This window comes from Legionella nagasakiensis, assembly GCF_900639915.1.
Lineage (GTDB): Bacteria > Pseudomonadota > Gammaproteobacteria > Legionellales > Legionellaceae > Legionella_A > Legionella_A nagasakiensis.
This window is the reverse complement of record NZ_CAAAID010000012.1, coordinates 39,736-58,775: the sequence shown is the minus strand read 5'-3', so window position 1 is coordinate 58,775 and position 19,040 is coordinate 39,736. Positions and strand designations below refer to the sequence as shown.

The window sequence follows — 19,040 nt, the reverse complement described above, 5'->3', positions numbered from 1 at the left end:
TGGCTATATTTTATATATGAACGTGAATGAAAAAATCATTTTGCAATTATTTAAAGAGCAAATGCTAAAACGAAACGTCTTACGCTACAATTTTCATCTATCTATAAATGATGTTTGTGAGATATTACATCCAAAAACCACACAAGAACGCGCATCAATTCATCAATTAATTGATGATTGCGTGAACCATGGATATCTACCCGCTAAATCTTCATTATCAGCTTTTCCTAAACAGGATTTATATACCATATCTGTACTTGGCTTAATTAAGTTGGATGATGAATAAATCTATTCCATTTCTAGCTCATATTTAACTTGTTATTGATAAATTGATAAACCACTTTTTCTGGACTATGGTTTATGAAGTTCTTTCATTTTAAAACAAAGGAGTGTAACGATGCACCATAAAGAATGTATACAGTCATGTCTTGACTGCCTAAAAGCCTGCGAGGCCTGCGCTTACCAATGTTGTTTTGGAAACGATTCTCACCTTGAATGCTTCAAGCTTTGTACCACTTGTGCTGATATTTGTAATCTATGCGCCAGAATTTGCATGCGAGGAGATATGCCCTTTTGTAAAGAAATTTGCGAGCTTTGCGCTAAAATCTGCGATGCATGTGCTGTTGAGTGCGAAAAACACGATGAAGAGTTATGCAAAGCTTGCGCTAAAGCTTGTCGCGAATGCGCTGAAGCCTGCCGAAAATGCTGCTAAAATAATCATCGTTTTGTATGGCATGAAACTTTCTCATGCCATACTAGATTTTTATTAAATAATTTTCATCAACAATAACATCAAAGCCATTACAACCATACCAATATCTTCAGTTAAGGTGACGGTTGATAGCGGGACATCAAGTATCGAGCCCATACAAGGGCAGTTAATATCTAAGCCTGCTTTTAATGCTCTAATCACGCCAATACTACCAAAGGTTAAAATGACAATAGTTAACACATACGTCAACATTGGCAAAATAAAGGAAAGATATAAAAGCCCTAAGATTAACTCAATAACAGGATATGCATAAGCATAAATACGTGATCGTTTAGCCAAAATATCATACATTTCAAAGCCATCAGCAAATTTAGCAGGGTGAAAAAGCTTAAGTACACTGAATACCAGTAAGAACACACCCATAAAATAATGCATCCAAATGGTTGCACTGCCATTGACGCGCCAATTAATGGCAAATGCTGCCAATATGGAAACCAAAATTAAGGAAATTAAAGGCCAATATTGTTTTATTGAAGCTTTTTTTGCTTTAGTATTCATAATTAATATCTTTTAACTTACTGTTAAATATAACTATAGCAACCTTAGATAGATTTTCTAATCCGGGTATTTTTTAAAGGATTTAATCGAATGAAAAAAGGATGTTTATTCCTGCTTATATTCCCATTTTTTATGAATAATCTTTGGGCAAAGCACCATACCGTTGATTTAAATGTGGCTTATGATACGGTTAATTTTACAGGTTACCCTGCCCGGGCAATTACCGTAAATCACCAAATCCCAGCCCCAACTCTTCGCTTTAAAGAAGGCGATACCATCACTTTAAATGTGCATAACCATTTGGATAAAGAAACAGCCATACACTGGCACGGAATTATTCTACCCTGGCAAATGGATGGGGTAATGAATATCACCCAAAAAGGCATTCCACCAGGAGAAACCTTTCGCTATCACTATACGCTCAGACAATCTGGAACTTATTGGTACCATGCCCATGCAGGCTTGCAAGAACAAGATGGTCTATATGGCGCCTATATCATAGAGCCAAAAGAACCGCCTCCCTTTTCGTACAATAAAGACTTTGAAGTCGTGTTATCCGATTGGAAAAACACCAAAGCAGATCACATTCAGGCTAATTTGAAAAAAACAGGGGAATATTACGGCACAAGATTTCCACTTCAACCATCCTTACTCCATTTCATCCAAAGCTATCGAAAAGCATCAAAAGAAGAACGTAAAAAGCTATGGATGGATTATAAAATGATGCAATTTATGCGTATGGGAATTTTTGATTTAAGTGATATTGCTTATGATGCATTTTTAATGAATGGTCACCCAGCAAATCACCCCTGGGTGAAAAAAGTCAAGGTAGGAGATGTGGTGCGTTTGCGTTTTGTAGGAGCAGGTGCCAACTCCTTTTTCAAAGTCAAAATACCCGGCAGCGCCATGCAAATGGTTCATATTCAAGGTAATGATGTTATACCCTATCCTGTTAAAGACTTTTTTATTGGGCCTGGTGAAACCAATGATGTGTTGGTCAAAATTAAAAAAGACCAACCTTATATCATCTATGCGGAATCATTTGATAAAGTCGGGAAAGCTATAGGTGCATTAGTCACATCTTCCAATCAGCACATCCCCTTTGAGAAAGTAAAGCCCTTTCCCGACCCAAAACCTGCAACCCGTACCAAAATGAAAAACGAAAAGGCCAGGGGACTTATGCCTATGAAACATATGGGCATGCAAAGTACGCTGCATCATCAGCCACTTATCAATACCATTGCTGCAGCACACACACCAAAAAAGATAAATAAGCCACATCATCAAAATAAAAAAGAAGCTTATGTAACGGTTGGCACAAAATATCAGGACTTAAAAGCCCAGAAGGTGACTAACAACCCAAATAGACCCATTTATAAAACCGTTGAAATGAAGTTATTTGGCTTCATGGACCGATACATTTGGTTTATTAATGGCGTGCCAGCATACAATGCAAAACCGATTAATTTATTGCCTGGTAAACGCTATCGCTTGGTCTTTACTAACAATTCTATGATGCATCATCCTTTGCACCTGCATGGGCACTGGATGATTTTGCGAAATGGCCATGGGAAATATGACCCTCTGCTACATACCATTGATGTGCCACCAGGAAGTATGGTCACAGCCGATTTAGACACCGATGCAAGTGGTCAGTGGTTTTTTCATTGTCATATGCTCAATCATATGATTTCAGGGCTTGCCAGAACGTTTCAATACAATGATATCATTAAAGTGGCCGAAAATGAGAAAAAGCCAGCTCATGTGATTAAAGAAACCGGATTTTATAATCGCCCCATTGTTAGAGTTGATGAGCTAAGACCCATACCTCTTTCCATTGTTAAAAACGCAAAGTCTCATCCTCAGCAAATGTGGGCTGCTTCGTTTTTGGAATTTGGCGGGGATTTTAATAAAAATCGCCAGACATTGACCTATCTTGGATTATATGGCTATGACTTTCATAAGTTACAATTATTTGTAAATGATGCTGAAATGAGCAAAGGCTCAATCGAAAACGCTGATATTGATGTGTTTTATTGGCATTTATTAAATCAGTTTTGGGCCGTAAAAGGAGGGGCTAACTATTTTTACAGGCCCTCACAAACACCTTACTGGCAGCCAGGTATTGGCTTTGAAGGTTTGATGTATTATTTTATCGCAAATAATTCACGCTTTTACTACCACAAGGGAAGTATTAAAGCCGATATAGAGTTTGGAAGAAATACTCAGCTTACCAACAATCTATTTTTAGGCCTTAGTGCACGTGCCACAGCAGCAACAAAAACCATTGCGAAAGACCAAATCGGAAGTGGTTTGAACCAAATCTGGCTTACAGTGCGACCAAACTATCGCCTAATGCCTGGAGTGGCCGCTTTTATAGAGTATGAATATGTAAAATATTACGGCTCTTTAAAGAATATTCGAAGAAACATAGGTGAATCAGCAACAGAAAACTCACTCTTTTTTGGAATAAGTGTTATGGTTTAAGTAAATATACATTAAAATCGGCATAGCAAGGAATGCAAATGATAGAAATAATACCGAACTGGCACCCTATTTTTGTGCATTTCACTGTGGCATTGACAAGCATTGCTACTTTTTTCTTTTGTCTAGGATTTGTTCTTCAAAACATAAACTTTGGTAAAGAGTTGCTAGTTGCAGGTCGCCTTTGTCTATGGGCAGGAGCGCTTGCTGCAATTGCAACAGTCACCGCTGGATTTATAGCTTATTATACTGTCTCCCATGACACGCCTTCGCATGAAGCGATGATAATTCATCGAAACTGGGCTCTTACTACACTGAGCGTTGTTCTTATTACGGCTATTTGGTCTATATACATATGGCTAAAAAATAAAACGATAGGGGTGTTTTTTCTATTGGCTATGGTAAGTGCTTTTTTACTTGTGACTATTACCGCCTGGCATGGCGCTGAACTGGTCTATCGTTATGGGCTAGGGGTGCAATCTTTGCCAAAAGAATCCCATGCTGGTCACGCACACCATTTGAAAGCAAAAGAGAATCATGATTCTGATAGCGGACATGATCATAATCATTGAAATGTCGGCTTTAATTTATTACTCAAATTAATATTTCATTGTTTAGCAGCAAAATGCGTAAGATAGGAATATTATCAAATAATATTTAGCCACATTTAGTGTGTTTTGAGTATTCTACGTTCAAGTAACCCCAAATTTTTGGGCAGATATTGGGTACTTTTTTCTGAATTTTGGGCATTTTTTGGGTGATTTTTGAGCCAACAGGAGACCATAAAAGACAGCGTCAAAAGAGAAAAAATTAGCCTTAACCCCTTGAATTAAAAGGGTTTTTGATGGTCTTTGGTGGTCATGAGTGGTTTAAGTAATTGGTGGAGGCGGCGGGAATTGAACCCGCGTCCGCAAATCCTCTGCCATCAGCTCTACATGCTTAGCCTGGTCTATTATTCTGACCGTGGACCCTCCGACTGGCAGGATGGTACACGGCGATTCCCTGAATTTCGCCCTTTGATGCGGGACAAATCAAAAGACTAGCTTATCTTCTATGACCGTTGATTCGATACCGACAAGCGAGCTCGGTCAACGGGGCGCTGGTTTTTGGCAGCGCACAGTGATGTTTCTGGTAAAACCATCAATGCTTACGCAGCGATAGCTTCTCCCTCAACACCAGCAAAGTTTTCATCATTTGCATTTATATTTAGTTGAGTCTTATTTACGAGAGATCTCATTCTCGGCATGCACTTCAGGTTTCGCAACCCACGTCGAAGCCAGGTCGCCCCCTTTTAGGTACACTTTAATTATAACATAAAATGCCCTGAAACAATCTATTGTTATTGTTCCGCAACCTCAACAGCCGCTTGGCGGCTATGGGTCTTGTTTCGACGCATGGAAGGATGATGGTTGAGAAAATGCTGCAAATCCTCAGGCGTACCCAACCCCCACATTTTATCGACCGCATACGCTTTAAATTTCATGCCGTCGGCGATGGCCTCATTATAGACAGGTGCGACGTAAAACTCGTTGTTTACCCGGATATTTTCGGCAATCATTTGTTTAGCGTAACGCACATAATCCTTACCACGTGTCCAGTAATAAATACCGACGGTTGCCTGATTGGAAATGACTTCCTTTTCCCGCAGCGTTGTGACATTCCCATACTCATTCAGGCGAATATAACTCCATTTAGGATGAGTACTTTCAAACGTTAAAATACCGCCATCAATGTGAGGAGCATTCATCGAGTGAAAAAATGCACCGCTTTCCCATTCTACATATTGATCCGAATTGGCGATCAACAATGGCGCATCGTTGTTGATGTACTCTTCGGCTAACAACGTGCTGCAGCAAGCCCCCTCGGTAACACCGTCCGTTAATACGATCTTGCAGCCCGGGGCAATAATTCTTAGCAGCGATTCCAGGTGATACGTTTCATAATGATCGCGTCGAACAATAAAAATAAAATTAGCGGCAATGTTCAAGTTTTCGACTGCCAGCTGGATCATTGGCTTTTCACCAATGCTGATGAGCGGTTTAGGGAAACTAAAACCCACATTGGCAAAACGGCTGCCGGCACCAGCCATTGGAATGAGGACATTGAGGGTTTCATCAGACCATTTAGCGGACTGGAATGTACGCCTCATGTCCTGATAGATTTTAGCCAAAGTCACTTCTGCAGGGCTTTTCACCGCACACAAGTTGGCGCCGGAAGAAATGGCTGCGGTACGGCCGACGTAGGAATCTTCCACAATCAGAGTTTCTTTGGGCAATACTTTTTCTTTGATCATCGCCATCCAGTACATTTCCGGGTGCGGTTTGGGAGATAACACGTCTTGATTGGAGATGAAGTAATCTACATATTTCATCAGCTCCATTTTTAATAAGATTTGTTTGACGGTTTCACGGATGGAATTGGAGCACACATAAATTTTTAAGCCATCTTGTTGTAACTGCTGAAATAATGCCATAATTCCTGGATTGGGTTTGAGCAATTCATCAATGACCTGGAACGTTAATTCCTGTTTTTTTTGCCAAATGCGCTGATGAAGGCTACTGTCTAACCCCCGCACTTCTGTGAGCAAATTCAATTTGCGCTGCGTGCTTAAGCCATCAAACAACTGCAAATGATCTTCTTGCGAAATGATAAAGCGTTCATCTATTTCAGCCAAAGCGCGATTTAAGGCAACAAAATGATGTTCACGTGTATCAACCAACACCCCATCCAAATCAAAAATGATAAGTTTAATGTTCATGCGGCGGCTCCATCGAGGCTTGGTATTAATTCCTGGCAATGCTGCATGACTCGTTGATGCTCCGGAGGCAACGTCATGTAATCGTCACCATACAATTGCATCAAAATAATCTCGGCCTTGTTGATAATATTAAACTCACCTGTTTCAAACTTAGTCCGTCGCAAAGGATAAATATCATCATAAGAAACGAGGTTACTGTTGCTGCAATCATAACCATAGCCAAAAAAGGAACTATTACTGCCATTAGCCTGTTGAATGATGGATTGTAATTTATTGTCGAGAACTTTTTTGGGGATAAAACGTCCAACCGCCGTATATAACCAAGCATTATGCCCCATGACCAGCGACGTGTATTTATGACGCATCAACCGCAGAATTTTTTTAGCCATGAACTTATAACGCTTGCGCAAACGCACATCAACTGGCATGGAATCATACACAAACACATCAATAAAAATCCCTTGCTGGTAAGGTTCTTTTCCTGTTTCATGCGCTTCAATAAAACGGCTATTGCGATCGCGGATTTTAAGAGGAACACAAAAATTAAAATAACCAGGATCGGTGTGCGGGGTTTGCAGCCACATATGTTCTGGGATTTCTTGTGGTGCCAAACGAAGAAATGCTTCATAGCTGGCACGTGGCATGGATATATCGAGGTCATCATCCCAGGGAATAAAGCCCTGATGGCGAATAGCGCCCAGCAGCGTGCCACCTTCCAGCCAATAGTCCAGCCCATGTTTTTGACAAATAGTATCAACCACTTCAAGCATGCTTAACATTTTAAGTTGCGCTTGTCGTAAACGACCATCTTGCTGTGCCGTGGCTGCCGAATGTTGATTGATTGACTGTCCTTGATTCGTCATAACATTATCTTAAGAGAAGAGAAAGTCATCATTATACTGATCACCGCAAACAGTGGCGAACTATTTTCATGGCGAGCAATTCTCCGTAACCATAGCGTACCATTATTGTTTGGTTAATAATTCATCCAATGCATTATGGATGGTTTTAAAGGACGTGGTTGGTGGATAGCGTCTTAACACTCGGCCGTTTTGGTCAACCAGGATTTTGGTGAAGTTCCAGGGAATAAATATCCACGGCTTTTTCTCAATGTGGCTGGCAAGATAGGCGTATAAAGGCGCTTGACTTGGTCCTTTGACATCACACTTGCCAAATAAAGGAAACGTCACCCTAAAGCAACTTTCCGCAAACGCCTTGATTTCTTCATTGCCGCCAGGTTCCTGCTCACGAAATTGATTGCAGGGAAAACCCAATACAACAACACCACGCTGGCGATAGTCCTGGTACAAGGATTCAAGCTCAGCGTATTGCTTGGTAAATCCACAACGGCTAGCTACATTAACAATTAACATTACCTGCCCCTTATAGGGTTTGAGTGTCGTGGGTTCTCCGTTGATGGTTGTCACGGGAATATCATAAAGGTCTGTTGGCATAATATTATCGGTAATTGCAAAGGTTGATTATAGATTAATGACTTATTTAAAAAATACAAAATTCTGATAACGACTCATTGACAAAGGGGATTGATTTTTGCAAATTTGCATGATTATAAATCATTCAGGATGACAAAAACGAGTTATGAAATACATTGAATTGCCGCCAGGTGTTGACGCTTTGCAACAAGATGCAGAGGGTTATCATTATTTTGAATACCAAGAAAATATTTATTACCTTCACGCCATTATTGCGACAGCGGAAAAAGAAACTTTTTCTGATAAAGACACCGGTTTATCGTTGTATGTTGGCGAACGCTGCCCAAGAAAAGACACATTGTATGCTGAATACCTGCCAAGAGATGGTCAACCTACCCGTTGGTGTAAATTATATAACGGCCTAGAAAAAGGCAGAGAGCTTGATCGCATGTGGCAATCGCAATCTTGGATAATGACTACTCCAATATCGGCATCACGCCGGGAAGAAGCTGAAGCCGCACGCAAAGAGCAGCGAGATGACCGACGGCACAAAGGCCCCAAAAGCGTTTAAAGTCCATAGGCACTCTTCCAGTCATGGACTTTAAAGCCGTCTATTCAATGCCATTATGCCTTAATAAAGCATCGACAGTAGCCGGCCGCCCTCTGAAAGATTGATAAGCGTCTTCGGCGTTTCGTGCTCCCCCAACTTCCAGGATACAACGAAGAAAATCACGTCCTGTGTCTTCATTAAAAATCCCTTCTTCTTCAAAACGCGCAAAGGCATCGCTGGAAAGCACTTCAGCCCATTTATAACTGTAATATCCGGCAGCATAACCACCGCTAAAAATATGAGTAAAACCATGTTGAAATCGATTATAGGAAACAATGGGGACAACAGAAACATTCCGACGAACGTCTGCAAGAATGGAAGCAATAAATTCCGGCTGATTGCTTGCGTATTCCTGATGAATGCGAAAATCAAAGAGAGAAAATTCAAGCTGGCGCATCATCATCATGGCCGACTGGAAATTTTTTGCAGCCAATAATTTTGCAAACATATCTTTCGGCAAAGGTTCTCCAGTATCGCGGTGAGATGTTAACCATTGCAGCGCCTGTTCTTCCCAACACCAATTTTCAAAAAATTGACTTGGCAACTCGACAGCATCCCATTCTACTCCATGAATTCCTGAGGCGCTCAGGTAGTCAACTTGAGTCAAAATATGATGTAAACAATGCCCCAATTCATGAAACAAGGTCAAAACTTCATCATGTGACAAAGAAGCGACTTGATTCGCCGCAGGTTTAGCAAAATTGCAAGTCAGGGTTGCGATTGGCCGTTGGATGCTACCATCTACAAGCTTACGTCGGCTTTGACAAGAATCCATCCACGCACCACCACGTTTGTGCGTGCGTGCAAATAAATCAACATATAAATAGCCACGCGTATTATGTTCACTATCTCTAACTTCATAGCAAATAACATCTGAATGCCATGTATCGATGTCTTTAATTTCCTGAACGCTCATACCATATAATTTGTTTACAATGGCGAACAACCCTTCCATCACTTTGGGCAGAGGGAAAAAAGGGCGTAATTCTTCTTGAGAAATCGCATGCAATTGTTGTCTTTTTTTCTCGGACAAATAAGCAATATCCCACGGTTGAACTTCATCAAGCGCATAATTCTTTTTGGCAAAGTCCTGCAACTGTTTAAACTCTCCTTTGGCTTGTTGGTAAGCACGATGACTTAAATCCAATAAGAAATCAGTCACCTGTTTACAAGATTTCGCCATTTTGGTAGCCAACGATAATTCCGCATAATTGGCAAACTCAAGCAGCTGAGCTTTTTCATGGCGTAATGCCAATAGCTCATTCATAATGGAAGTATTATCAAATTGTCCGGCGTTAGGGCCTTGATCGGAGGCTCTGGTCACATAAGCTCGGTAGATTTCTTCACGCAAAGTACGATCATCGGCATAAGTGACTACGGCAAGATAACAAGGAATCTCTAGATTGAGCACCCAGCCGTCCAGTTTCTTTTCTTCAGCCAATACACGGGCATGATGTAGGGCATGGTCTGGTAAACCCGTTAAACGAGCAGCATCCGTGATATGTAACTGATAGGCTTGCCCCGCATCAAGAACATTATTTTCAAATTGATTAGATAATTCTGACAAACGAGTCTGAATCGCTTCGAAGCGTTGTTTCTTTTCAGAAGATAAAGCAACCCCAGCCAGCTCAAAACCACGTAGCGTATCTTCTATAATTTTAACTTGTGCCTCGTCCAATTTATTTCTATCCAATGATTTAACGGCTTCATATAAACATTGATTATGACCAATAGTCGCTTCATAAGAAGATAATTTAGGCAAACATGCCTGATAGCAATTACGCAAATCTGGCGAATTGACTACGGCATGTAAATGAGCCACAGGCGACCAAAAGCGCTCAAGTGCATCCTCCATGTCCTCCAAAGGTCGCATGAGATTATCCCAAGTAAACGAATTATTTTCAGACAACAAGCTGGAAATCTGCTGTAAATTAGCGTTTAACAGCGCGTCAAGCTGTTCAACAAAATGCTTAAGATCAATATCAGTAAATTGAGGTAAGGAAGTAGCGGACATGAAAGCCTCTGGCTAAACTTAAAGGCCATAAGGATACCATTGAAAATCAGCTCATTTCTACTGAAGATTCAACGCGCGTATTGTGCCCTCTTGATGAGAAATAAAATCGCCTGTGTTGCGTGATATTTGTAATTCTTGCTGCAGGATTAATGGTGAAGGGCTGGGTTTAAATAAACCATGGCGAGCTAAGTTGGATTCTTTCTGTGGTTCAACTTTAAGACACGAAACATCATCTGTTGGCTTTTGTTTTTGCAATTGTCGAATCGCACTATGAACTACAATCGTCGTTAATACGGCCAATGCAGCACCAAGCACAGGAATTAAGGGATTAAAAGCCAACGCTGGGATCGCTAAGCTAAGGGCCAATAGAAGTACAACGGTATTGATCACAATTAAGCCCAGCCGTTTTCGCTCATGGGCAATACGTTTTTCCAAATGATATTGATACTGACGAATATCATTTTGTTCTTCTGCTGACATACTTTTTTGGTTAAGCATCTCTGCATATTGCTTCTGTAATTGTCGCATTCGACTGATTTCTATATGGGCTTGTGCGACTGCCATCGCAATATCAAACACTTGCAAAGCAAGTGAAAGATAAAGTCCAAATGGCGACAGCACACCGGTCAACACAAAACAGTTAAGTAATCCGACCGTTAACCAGGCAGAATCATTTCCCAAGAAAAACCATCGCCGCTGCCACTGCAGCATAAACCGTGTTTTTAATCCCAAGTCATATTCGTTCTTACTCATCCACCAGCCAGGAATTGTATGCTTTGCCATCATGACCAAATTCACCAACAACCTTGGTATAAAAAAAATCCAGCCAAAATAAGCCAAAGCAGGACGCGCCCATTGATCCATTCGATCTATCCATTGACGGTAGCTTGAAAATTCATGGGTTAAAGCACTGATACTCACTAATAATCGTCGAGTACGTATGGAATAAAGACGAAACCAATTAAGAGTGGCAGAGGTTTCATGAACAGTTTTACTAATACCCAGTTCGTTTATATGTTTTTCTTTATCCGCTTGAGATTTAATAAATTGATAGCCTTGTACCATCAAAAAATGTTTGTAAATGGCTTGTTCCCGGCGTAAACGTTCGACTTCACGTGGAACATACAGGTAATCACGATAAATAACCTCAAGCGCTTCCGCCAGGATCAATGCGGTTTTTATTGACTGAGTTAATTGAGCATGATCTTCTGTTCGAATAAAGTCATGCGCCAATTGCGTACAAAGCACTCCGTACTCAAAACGAAGCAATGTATGGTGACGCACCAGGTTACGAAAAAAATCAATATCTTTTTCGCGCAATTGTTCTGAGAACGTCCATGCATTTAATTCATCGCAGGCTTCTGGAAAATTAAATCCACTAGACTGTAACCGCTGTAAAATGGCTGACATTGGACATTAATTTTTAGTTAAATAGAACGATCATCCTAGAAAATGGACAAAAAGTAAAATTTTTTTCATCTTTTTGTCATTTGTCAAACTTGCCGAATGGCATCTTCTGAGCGACAATAGTGCCCCTGTTGACCGTCAATGAGTACGCATGAGTTCAATCAAAGAGTTATCTCTTGCCATTCGATTTTTAAGTATCGATGCCGTTGAAAAAGCCCAATCAGGACACCCAGGCATGCCTTTAGGCATGGCCGATATTGCCACGGTATTGTGGAAAAAATTCTATCGCCATAATCCTAAAAATCCACATTGGTTCAATCGCGACCGCTTTGTCCTCTCGAATGGCCATGGTTCCATGTTGCTTTACTCACTACTGCATCTGACCGGTTATAATTTAAGTCTGGATGAGCTAAAAAATTTTCGTCAGTTGCATTCTAAAACACCTGGACATCCCGAATGCACGGAAACGCCTGGCGTAGAAACCACTACAGGCCCTCTAGGCCAAGGACTTGCTAACGCCGTCGGAATGGCCATCGCGGAAAAAATCCTTGCCGCCCAGTTTAACGATGAAGAAACCACGTTGGTTGATCATTTTACCTATGCATTTGCTGGCGATGGTTGCATGATGGAAGGCGTTTCTCATGAAGCTTGTTCTCTTGCAGGAACGCTGGGGCTTGGCAAATTAATTGTTTTTTATGACGACAATGGCATTTCCATTGATGGTAAAGTCGAGCCTTGGTTTACCGATGATACGGCCGCTCGCTTCAGAGCTTATCATTGGCATGTGATTGATGCCGTTGATGGGCATAATTATGAGGCCATTGAGCAAGCCATCTCTGCGGCCCGGCAAGAAACCCAAAAGCCAACACTCATCATCTGCAAAACCATCATAGGGTATGGTTCCAACGCCGCAGGTAGCGAGAAGGTACATGGCGCGCCACTAGGGCGTGAAGACATTCAGCAGATGAGAGAACGCTTTCATTGGCCACATCCACCGTTTGTCATTCCCGATGCACTTTATGCTCGTTGGAATCATATTGAGCAAGGTGTACAAGATGAGCAACAATGGTTAGAAGAATGCCATCATTATCAACACCGGCGGCCCGATGATTATCATGAGTTTCTGCGACGAATCAATGGTGATTTACCAGACAACTGGCCAACCGATGCCAAAGCATTTATTGAACAATGTCAGAAAAACGATAAAAACGTCGCTACCCGTAAGGCATCTCAGCAATGCCTGGAACACTACGCGCCTTTACTGCCGGAACTTTTAGGTGGATCTGCCGATCTTACAGGTTCTAACAACACCAATTGGTCAGGCAGCAAAGCCATTACCCATGACCATTGTAACGGTAATTATCTTTATTATGGCGTGCGCGAATTTGCCATGTCAGCCATTATGAATGGCATTGCCCTGCATGGTGGTTTTATTCCCTATGGCGGTACATTTCTGGTATTTAGCGATTACGCCCGCAATGCAGTACGTTTAAGTGCCTTGATGAAACAACGGGTGATTTATGTTTACACGCACGATTCCATTGGCTTAGGTGAAGATGGGCCGACGCATCAACCCATTGAGCATGCCGCCATGCTACGTATGACCCCAAGTCTTGACGTATGGCGTCCGGCTGATCTGACAGAAACCGCTGTGGCTTGGCAACAAGCCATTGAACGTCATAATGGTCCCTCATGCCTGCTGTTATCAAGGCAAAACTTACCTTCTTTAGGCCATGCTGCTCAACAGCTTACACACATTCAACGCGGCGGTTATGTTCTTAAAGATTGCCAATCGTCACCCGATATCATCCTGATTGCTACTGGTTCAGAAATGCAAATAGCGGTGGCTGCTGCGGGTCTACTCGAAGAACAAGGGGTACGGGTGCGAGTTGTGTCCATGCCATGCGCTGAACGTTTTCTGCGGCAAGAAACCACTTACCAAGAGCAAGTATTGCCAACAGCCGTACGCAAACGAATAGCCATTGAAGCAGCGGCAACAACATACTGGCATCGTTTTGTTGGTCTCGATGGCATTGTCATCGGCCTGGATCGTTTTGGCACGTCGGCTCCCGCTCAAGAAGCCTATAATTACTTAGGGATCACCATAGAAAAAACGGTGGCTGCGGTGCAGTCTTTATTATGAAAACTAACTGCAAATTTCACCCATGTTCTTTAGGAATAACGATAATTTTTAATATGCTCTTAAGGTTCGGAGAAGTAACATGACAATACGCGTTGCAATTAATGGCTATGGCCGCATCGGCCGATGTATTTTACGATCAATTTTTGAATATGGACGTCAAAATGATTTTAATGTCGTTGTCATTAATGATTTATCAGGCATTGACACTACCGCTCATCTAACTCGCTATGATTCCACCCACGGTCGATTTCAAAGCAAGGTTGAAGTAGATGGCGAACATTTAGTGATTGATGGTCACCCCATTCTTGTAACCTCTGAACGTCATCCAGAAGCTTTGCCTTGGAAAGATTTAAACATTGATCTGGTATTAGAATGCACTGGCTATTTCACGAAGCGTGAAGCGGCCATGCAACACATTACCGCAGGCGCAAAAAAAGTATTAATCTCGGCACCGGGAAAACAGTCTGATACCACCATTGTTTATGGCGTTAACCATCATACACTTCAAGCCTCTGACATCATCGTCTCCAATGCCTCCTGCACCACCAATTGCCTGGCACCTGTTGTTAAACCGCTCAATGATGCCTTGGGAATCGAATATGGCTTATTAAATACCGTTCATGCTTACACAAAAGATCAAATGCTTCTCGATGGCAGTCATCCGGATTTACACCGCGCACGGGCTGCAGCCCATTCAATTATACCAACCAAAACCGGCGCAGCTTCTGCCGTTGGTCTAGTATTGCCTGAACTAGCTGGCAGGCTGGATGGATTCGCCATGCGCGTGCCAACACTTAATGTATCTGCAATCGATCTAACCTTTACGGCACAACGTCCTACTTCCGCCGATGAAGTCAATGACATCATGAGAAATGCAAAAAGTGACATAGTACACATCAATGAAGAGCCTTTGGTTTCTTGTGATTTTAATCATTGCCCAGCTTCCGCAACGTTTGATACCACGCAAACAAAAGTCCTAGGAAATTTGGTTAAGGTTGTTGCCTGGTATGATAATGAGTGGGGATTCTCCAATCGTATGCTGGATACGGCTTATTACATGATGAATCTTTAAGGAATAATCATGAACCTTATTAAAATGAGCGATCTTGATCTACGTGACAAACGTGTGTTGATTCGTGAAGACTTAAATGTACCCATTAAAGAAGGAATCATCACCAGCGATCAACGTTTGCAAGCCGCATTGCCTACCTTGCAAGAAGCCTTGCAAGAAGGCGCTGCAGTCATAGTATTGTCTCATCTTGGCCGACCTGAAGAAGGTCGATATGAAACGCACTTCTCACTTGAGCCTGTTGCCGAGTATTTAGCTTCCCACCTTGATTATCCAGTGCATTTTTCCAACAATTATTTAGACGGCGTCCAGGTCAAACCAGGTGAACTCATGGTATGTGAAAATGTGCGCTTTAATCCGGGTGAAAAAGCCAATGACAAAATCCTAGCCAAAAAACTTGCAGCCTTATGCGATGTCTTCGTCATGGATGCCTTTGGTACCGCTCATCGCGAACAGGCATCAACTTATGGTGTCGCCCAATACGCACCTATTGCCGCTGCCGGACCACTCTTGGTCCGTGAACTTGAAGCACTGCAACATGTGCTCGAGGCACCAGAAAAACCAATTGTTGCCATCGTTGGCGGAGCAAAAGTTTCCTCTAAATTATCACTCCTTAAACAAATGGTAAGCTTGGTGGATGTCTTAATTCCTGGCGGCGGTATCGCCAACACGTTTCTCAAGGCACAGGGCCATGAAATCGGTGTTTCCTTATACGAACCCGAGCTTCTTGATGAGGCACGCGCCATATTGGCGCTTGCTGCAGAAAAAGGATGTCAAATTCCTTTGCCTAGCGATGTTGTCGTTGGCAAATCATTCAACGACAGCTGTCCGGCTTTTAATAAAGCATTATCTAATATTGCCGAAGACGACATGATTATGGACATTGGCCCGAATACCATCACTCAGTATATTGATTTTCTCGATGCCGCAAAAACCATTATATGGAATGGCCCTGTTGGCGTATTTGAATTTCCCCAATTTGCTTACGGTACCCGTGCCTTGGCCATTGCCATAGCCAACAGTGAAGCTTTCAGCATTGCCGGTGGTGGAGACACATTGGCAGCCATTGACCAATATGATCTGACTGACCAGATTTCTTATATTTCTACGGGTGGAGGGGCATTTCTGGAATATCTGGAAGGCCGACCATTACCTGCTGTTGTCATTTTGGAAGAACGAGCTCATGCAACATCGTCGCACTAAAATTGTTGCTACCATAGGCCCTGCCAGCAATACGCCGGCAACATTACGATCCATGCTTCTGGCAGGTGTCGATGTATTGCGTATTAATTTTTCCCATGCCAACAAAGAATTTGATCAAACCATTAAACTGGCGCGTGAGCTTGCAACCGAACTTCATCGTCCACTGGCCATCATGGCCGATTTGCAAGGCCCTAAAATTCGCATAGGCCGTTTTAAAAACGATGCCATCACCTTAGTGGAAAAACAAACCTTCACCCTATCATGTGCAAGCGATGCTAAATTAGGCGATGAAAATGGTGTATCCGTTGCTTACCCTAACCTATGTAACGAATTGGCAGTCGACGATCATTTACTATTGGATGATGGTTTGATTGAACTAGTAGTAACAGCCATCAGGCCACCCTACATAGACTGCGTCGTCATTGAAGGTGGTGTATTAAGCAACAATAAAGGCATTAACCGTAAAGGCGGTGGCTTAGCGGCTGGGGCGCTTACTGAAAAAGACCAGAAAGATATGGCAGCAGCCATTGCCGCCAAAGTAGACTACATCACTTTGTCTTTTGTGAAAGATGCTCATGATATCCGTATGACAAGGCAGCTCTTAACAAAATTAGGCGCACGACACGTGCCAATCATTGCGAAAATTGAACGGACAGAGGCCCTGGACTGTTTGACAGATATCATTCTGGAAGCGGATGCCGTGATGGTTGCCCGTGGTGATTTGGGCGTAGAAGTCGGCGCTGCTGAAGTGCCTGCCATTCAAAAACGCATCATTGAGCAAACCCGCCAATTAAATAAAATCGTCATTACAGCAACTCAAATGATGGAATCGATGATCAACCATCCTCAGCCTACAAGAGCGGAAGTTTCTGACGTTGCTAATGCAATTCTGGATGGTACAGACGCCATCATGTTGTCTGCTGAAACGGCAAGCGGACATTATCCAATAAAAGTCATCAGCATGGTGGATAAAATTTGCCTGAGTGCTGAAAAACATGCGGCTTTTTTTTATCAGATTGCCAGCGATTCCTGTCATTATCAACGAGCCGATCAGGCCATTGCGATGGCGACCATGCATGTAGCCAACCATTTTCCAATCAAAGCAATTGTGGCACTGACGGAATCCGGGGCGACCGCCATCTGGATGTCGCGTCATTACAGCACGGTTCCCATTTATGCCATATCAGACAATGAAGACACGGTAAGAAAATTAAGCCTGGTGAATAATGTGTTTCCTTTATTTTATGATTATCGCGAGATAGCGAACAAAGACATCAATCATCAGATAATGACTTATCTGATGAAAAAAAATCTGGTGGAAAAAGATACCTTTTTACTACTGACCCGAGGCAGTCTCATAGGCAAGCCTGGCGGTACGAATTGCATGGAAATCATACACGCCATATAGCCATGTAGAATTGGTCTACGCTCCAAATTGAGGTGCCGCAACGTCCATGAGCTTTTCTACAAAAGCATCCAGTTTTTGCTCAGAATCGGTCTTCAGTGGTTTAAAGAAACGAAACTCGCCGGTGAACGCTTTATTGGCCAATGGTGCCAAACCAAACGTCACAGTGGACGTTAACCAAAAAGCCAGATCCGCAAGAATCTTTCCCCAACCGCGATGCTCTTTCAATACGGGACGAGCAGTTTCTATGGCTGCGTTGCAACGCATGTAGAACGTATCAAAGGTATCAAAGCTTATTTTTTCACCCTTAAAGAAATCCTGAGCTGCCTTCTTAAGTTCGATATGCAACCGTTTACCTGCCTTACTGGCCGCATCATACTGGTCATTTGTTTTTGCTTTTTCCGTCATCTCTTCACTTTTCAAGCGAATTTGTCGCAGCAAACGCAAGAACTCAGGTTGAGATTGCGCTATCAATCGCTCATGCGTTATCAAACGATCTTTGGTTGACTGAACTTGCTCTTTAATTACGGGGCGCAATACTTCATATTTCGCCAAAGCGGATGTCAAAGCATGTTGTGCGGCTTCTACCTCATCAAGCTGCTGCCTAAACTCTATAAGCCGGTCATTTTCTTCTTCATCAATGTTAGGCAAAATCGCTTGCAAGCTTGCTGTTAGTGCATTCAACGTGCAATATAATCGGCCAATATTACATCGCAATGCAAACTCACCACGATAAAAGTCTTTTGTTGCTAATTCAAACTGTGCAAAATTTTTAGCAGCTTGCAAACGTTGGTGATTGTCTGGACGGAATAGATAAGCATCTTTAAGTTCAGTTATTTCCGTCTGAAGAATGCCAAAAAGCCTTGATAAATACCGCTGAACCCTCTCCGATTTATTGCTAGTAACAGCACTTAATAACTGATTTTTAACGCGCGTAACATCTTTTTCTTCCTTAGCAGTTATATCACGCGACTCTTTAAAATAGGTTTGTTCAAAATCACTCAAATCCTGAAAAGCTGGATGATGGATAAAGCCATTCAGAGTCCATCGACGAAGTTTACTAAGAAGGCTAGGATAGTCCCGTTGCAGGGGAGTCAACGTTTCTTTTAGATGCATTAGACGTGAATTTAAACCTTCTTTCATACAGCCTCAACATAATAAATACAAAAAACGCATTATATTCGCACAATGGGCAAAAATTTGCAAATTATGAGGCGCGCATACGTATATTGATTAATCCCATG

The 19,040-nt window shown here is 42.2% G+C and carries 16 protein-coding genes and 1 other RNA gene; 9 read left to right on the top strand and 8 right to left on the bottom strand.

Annotated features, from left to right (window positions below; translation table 11 throughout):
- Positions 1–61: 61 nt before the first annotated feature.
- Entirely contained in the window at positions 62–286 is a 225-nt protein-coding gene (locus tag E1O52_RS10130) for a hypothetical protein (protein WP_133128595.1), read from the top strand.
- A 111-nt stretch (positions 287–397) separates the two neighbouring features.
- Positions 398–712, top strand: a complete 315-nt coding sequence (locus E1O52_RS13440) for a four-helix bundle copper-binding protein (RefSeq protein WP_133128594.1) — start codon at positions 398–400, stop codon at positions 710–712.
- Between the two features lie 54 nt (positions 713–766).
- Here E1O52_RS13440 and E1O52_RS10120 read toward each other — a convergent pair whose 3' ends face one another.
- Entirely contained in the window at positions 767–1,270 is a 504-nt protein-coding gene (locus E1O52_RS10120) for a MauE/DoxX family redox-associated membrane protein (RefSeq protein WP_061784094.1), read from the bottom strand.
- 90 nt (positions 1,271–1,360) lie between these two features.
- On the opposite strand from E1O52_RS10120, the gene E1O52_RS10115 reads away from it, so the two are divergent.
- Positions 1,361–3,757, top strand: coding sequence for a multicopper oxidase domain-containing protein (locus tag E1O52_RS10115; RefSeq protein WP_133128593.1), 2,397 nt, complete (start codon positions 1,361–1,363; stop codon positions 3,755–3,757).
- A 38-nt stretch (positions 3,758–3,795) separates the two neighbouring features.
- Positions 3,796–4,326, top strand: coding sequence for a DUF2231 domain-containing protein (locus tag E1O52_RS10110; protein WP_061784092.1), 531 nt, complete (start codon positions 3,796–3,798; stop codon positions 4,324–4,326).
- A gap of 306 nt (positions 4,327–4,632) precedes the next feature.
- Here E1O52_RS10110 and ssrA read toward each other — a convergent pair.
- From ssrA to E1O52_RS10090, 4 genes are all read right to left on the bottom strand, one after another.
- Positions 4,633–5,043: a transfer-messenger RNA gene (gene ssrA, locus E1O52_RS10105) on the bottom strand.
- 50 nt (positions 5,044–5,093) lie between these two features.
- Entirely contained in the window at positions 5,094–6,512 is a 1,419-nt protein-coding gene (locus E1O52_RS10100; protein ID WP_133128592.1) for an HAD-IA family hydrolase, read from the bottom strand.
- Positions 6,509–7,375 carry a LicD family protein gene (locus tag E1O52_RS10095; protein ID WP_133128591.1) on the bottom strand — a complete coding sequence of 289 codons (867 nt, stop codon included), beginning with the start codon at positions 7,373–7,375 and terminating at the stop codon, positions 6,509–6,511. Before E1O52_RS10095 ends, E1O52_RS10100 begins: the two co-directional genes overlap by 4 nt.
- Before the next feature lie 102 nt (positions 7,376–7,477).
- Positions 7,478–7,966, bottom strand: coding sequence for a glutathione peroxidase (locus tag E1O52_RS10090; RefSeq protein WP_133128590.1), 489 nt, complete (start codon positions 7,964–7,966; stop codon positions 7,478–7,480).
- Between the two features lie 145 nt (positions 7,967–8,111).
- Here E1O52_RS10090 and E1O52_RS10085 point away from each other — a divergent pair, with 145 nt between their 5' ends.
- On the top strand, positions 8,112–8,516 hold the full coding sequence (locus E1O52_RS10085) for a hypothetical protein (RefSeq protein ID WP_133128589.1): 405 nt from the start codon (positions 8,112–8,114) through the stop codon (positions 8,514–8,516).
- 40 nt (positions 8,517–8,556) lie between these two features.
- Here the strand turns inward: E1O52_RS10085 and E1O52_RS10080 are convergent, their stop codons facing one another.
- The gene (locus tag E1O52_RS10080; RefSeq protein WP_133128588.1) at positions 8,557–10,569 is read right to left on the bottom strand and encodes a M3 family metallopeptidase; all 2,013 of its coding nucleotides are present in this window, start codon (positions 10,567–10,569) and stop codon (positions 8,557–8,559) included.
- A 57-nt stretch (positions 10,570–10,626) separates the two neighbouring features.
- Positions 10,627–11,979 carry a hypothetical protein gene (locus E1O52_RS10075; protein WP_133128587.1) on the bottom strand — a complete coding sequence of 451 codons (1,353 nt, stop codon included), beginning with the start codon at positions 11,977–11,979 and terminating at the stop codon, positions 10,627–10,629.
- A gap of 148 nt (positions 11,980–12,127) precedes the next feature.
- Between E1O52_RS10075 and tkt the strand changes: the two genes are divergently transcribed.
- The 4 genes from tkt to pyk all read left to right on the top strand — a co-directional run bounded on the left by tkt (position 12,128) and on the right by pyk (position 17,799).
- On the top strand, positions 12,128–14,119 hold the full coding sequence (gene tkt, locus E1O52_RS10070) for a transketolase (protein ID WP_133128586.1): 1,992 nt from the start codon (positions 12,128–12,130) through the stop codon (positions 14,117–14,119).
- Positions 14,120–14,198: 79 nt separating this feature from the next.
- Positions 14,199–15,191 carry a type I glyceraldehyde-3-phosphate dehydrogenase gene (gap, locus tag E1O52_RS10065; RefSeq protein ID WP_133128585.1) on the top strand — a complete coding sequence of 331 codons (993 nt, stop codon included), beginning with the start codon at positions 14,199–14,201 and terminating at the stop codon, positions 15,189–15,191.
- A gap of 9 nt (positions 15,192–15,200) precedes the next feature.
- On the top strand, positions 15,201–16,391 hold the full coding sequence (locus tag E1O52_RS10060; RefSeq protein WP_133128584.1) for a phosphoglycerate kinase: 1,191 nt from the start codon (positions 15,201–15,203) through the stop codon (positions 16,389–16,391).
- Positions 16,372–17,799 (top strand): pyruvate kinase, encoded by a 1,428-nt coding sequence (gene pyk, locus E1O52_RS10055; protein ID WP_133128583.1) that lies wholly within the window; start codon positions 16,372–16,374, stop codon positions 17,797–17,799. The genes E1O52_RS10060 and pyk overlap by 20 nt, the downstream gene beginning before the upstream one ends.
- Before the next feature lie 15 nt (positions 17,800–17,814).
- Here pyk and E1O52_RS10050 read toward each other — a convergent pair whose 3' ends face one another.
- Positions 17,815–18,939 (bottom strand): hypothetical protein, encoded by a 1,125-nt coding sequence (locus E1O52_RS10050; RefSeq protein WP_133128582.1) that lies wholly within the window; start codon positions 18,937–18,939, stop codon positions 17,815–17,817.
- Positions 18,940–19,040: the final 101 nt, after the last annotated feature.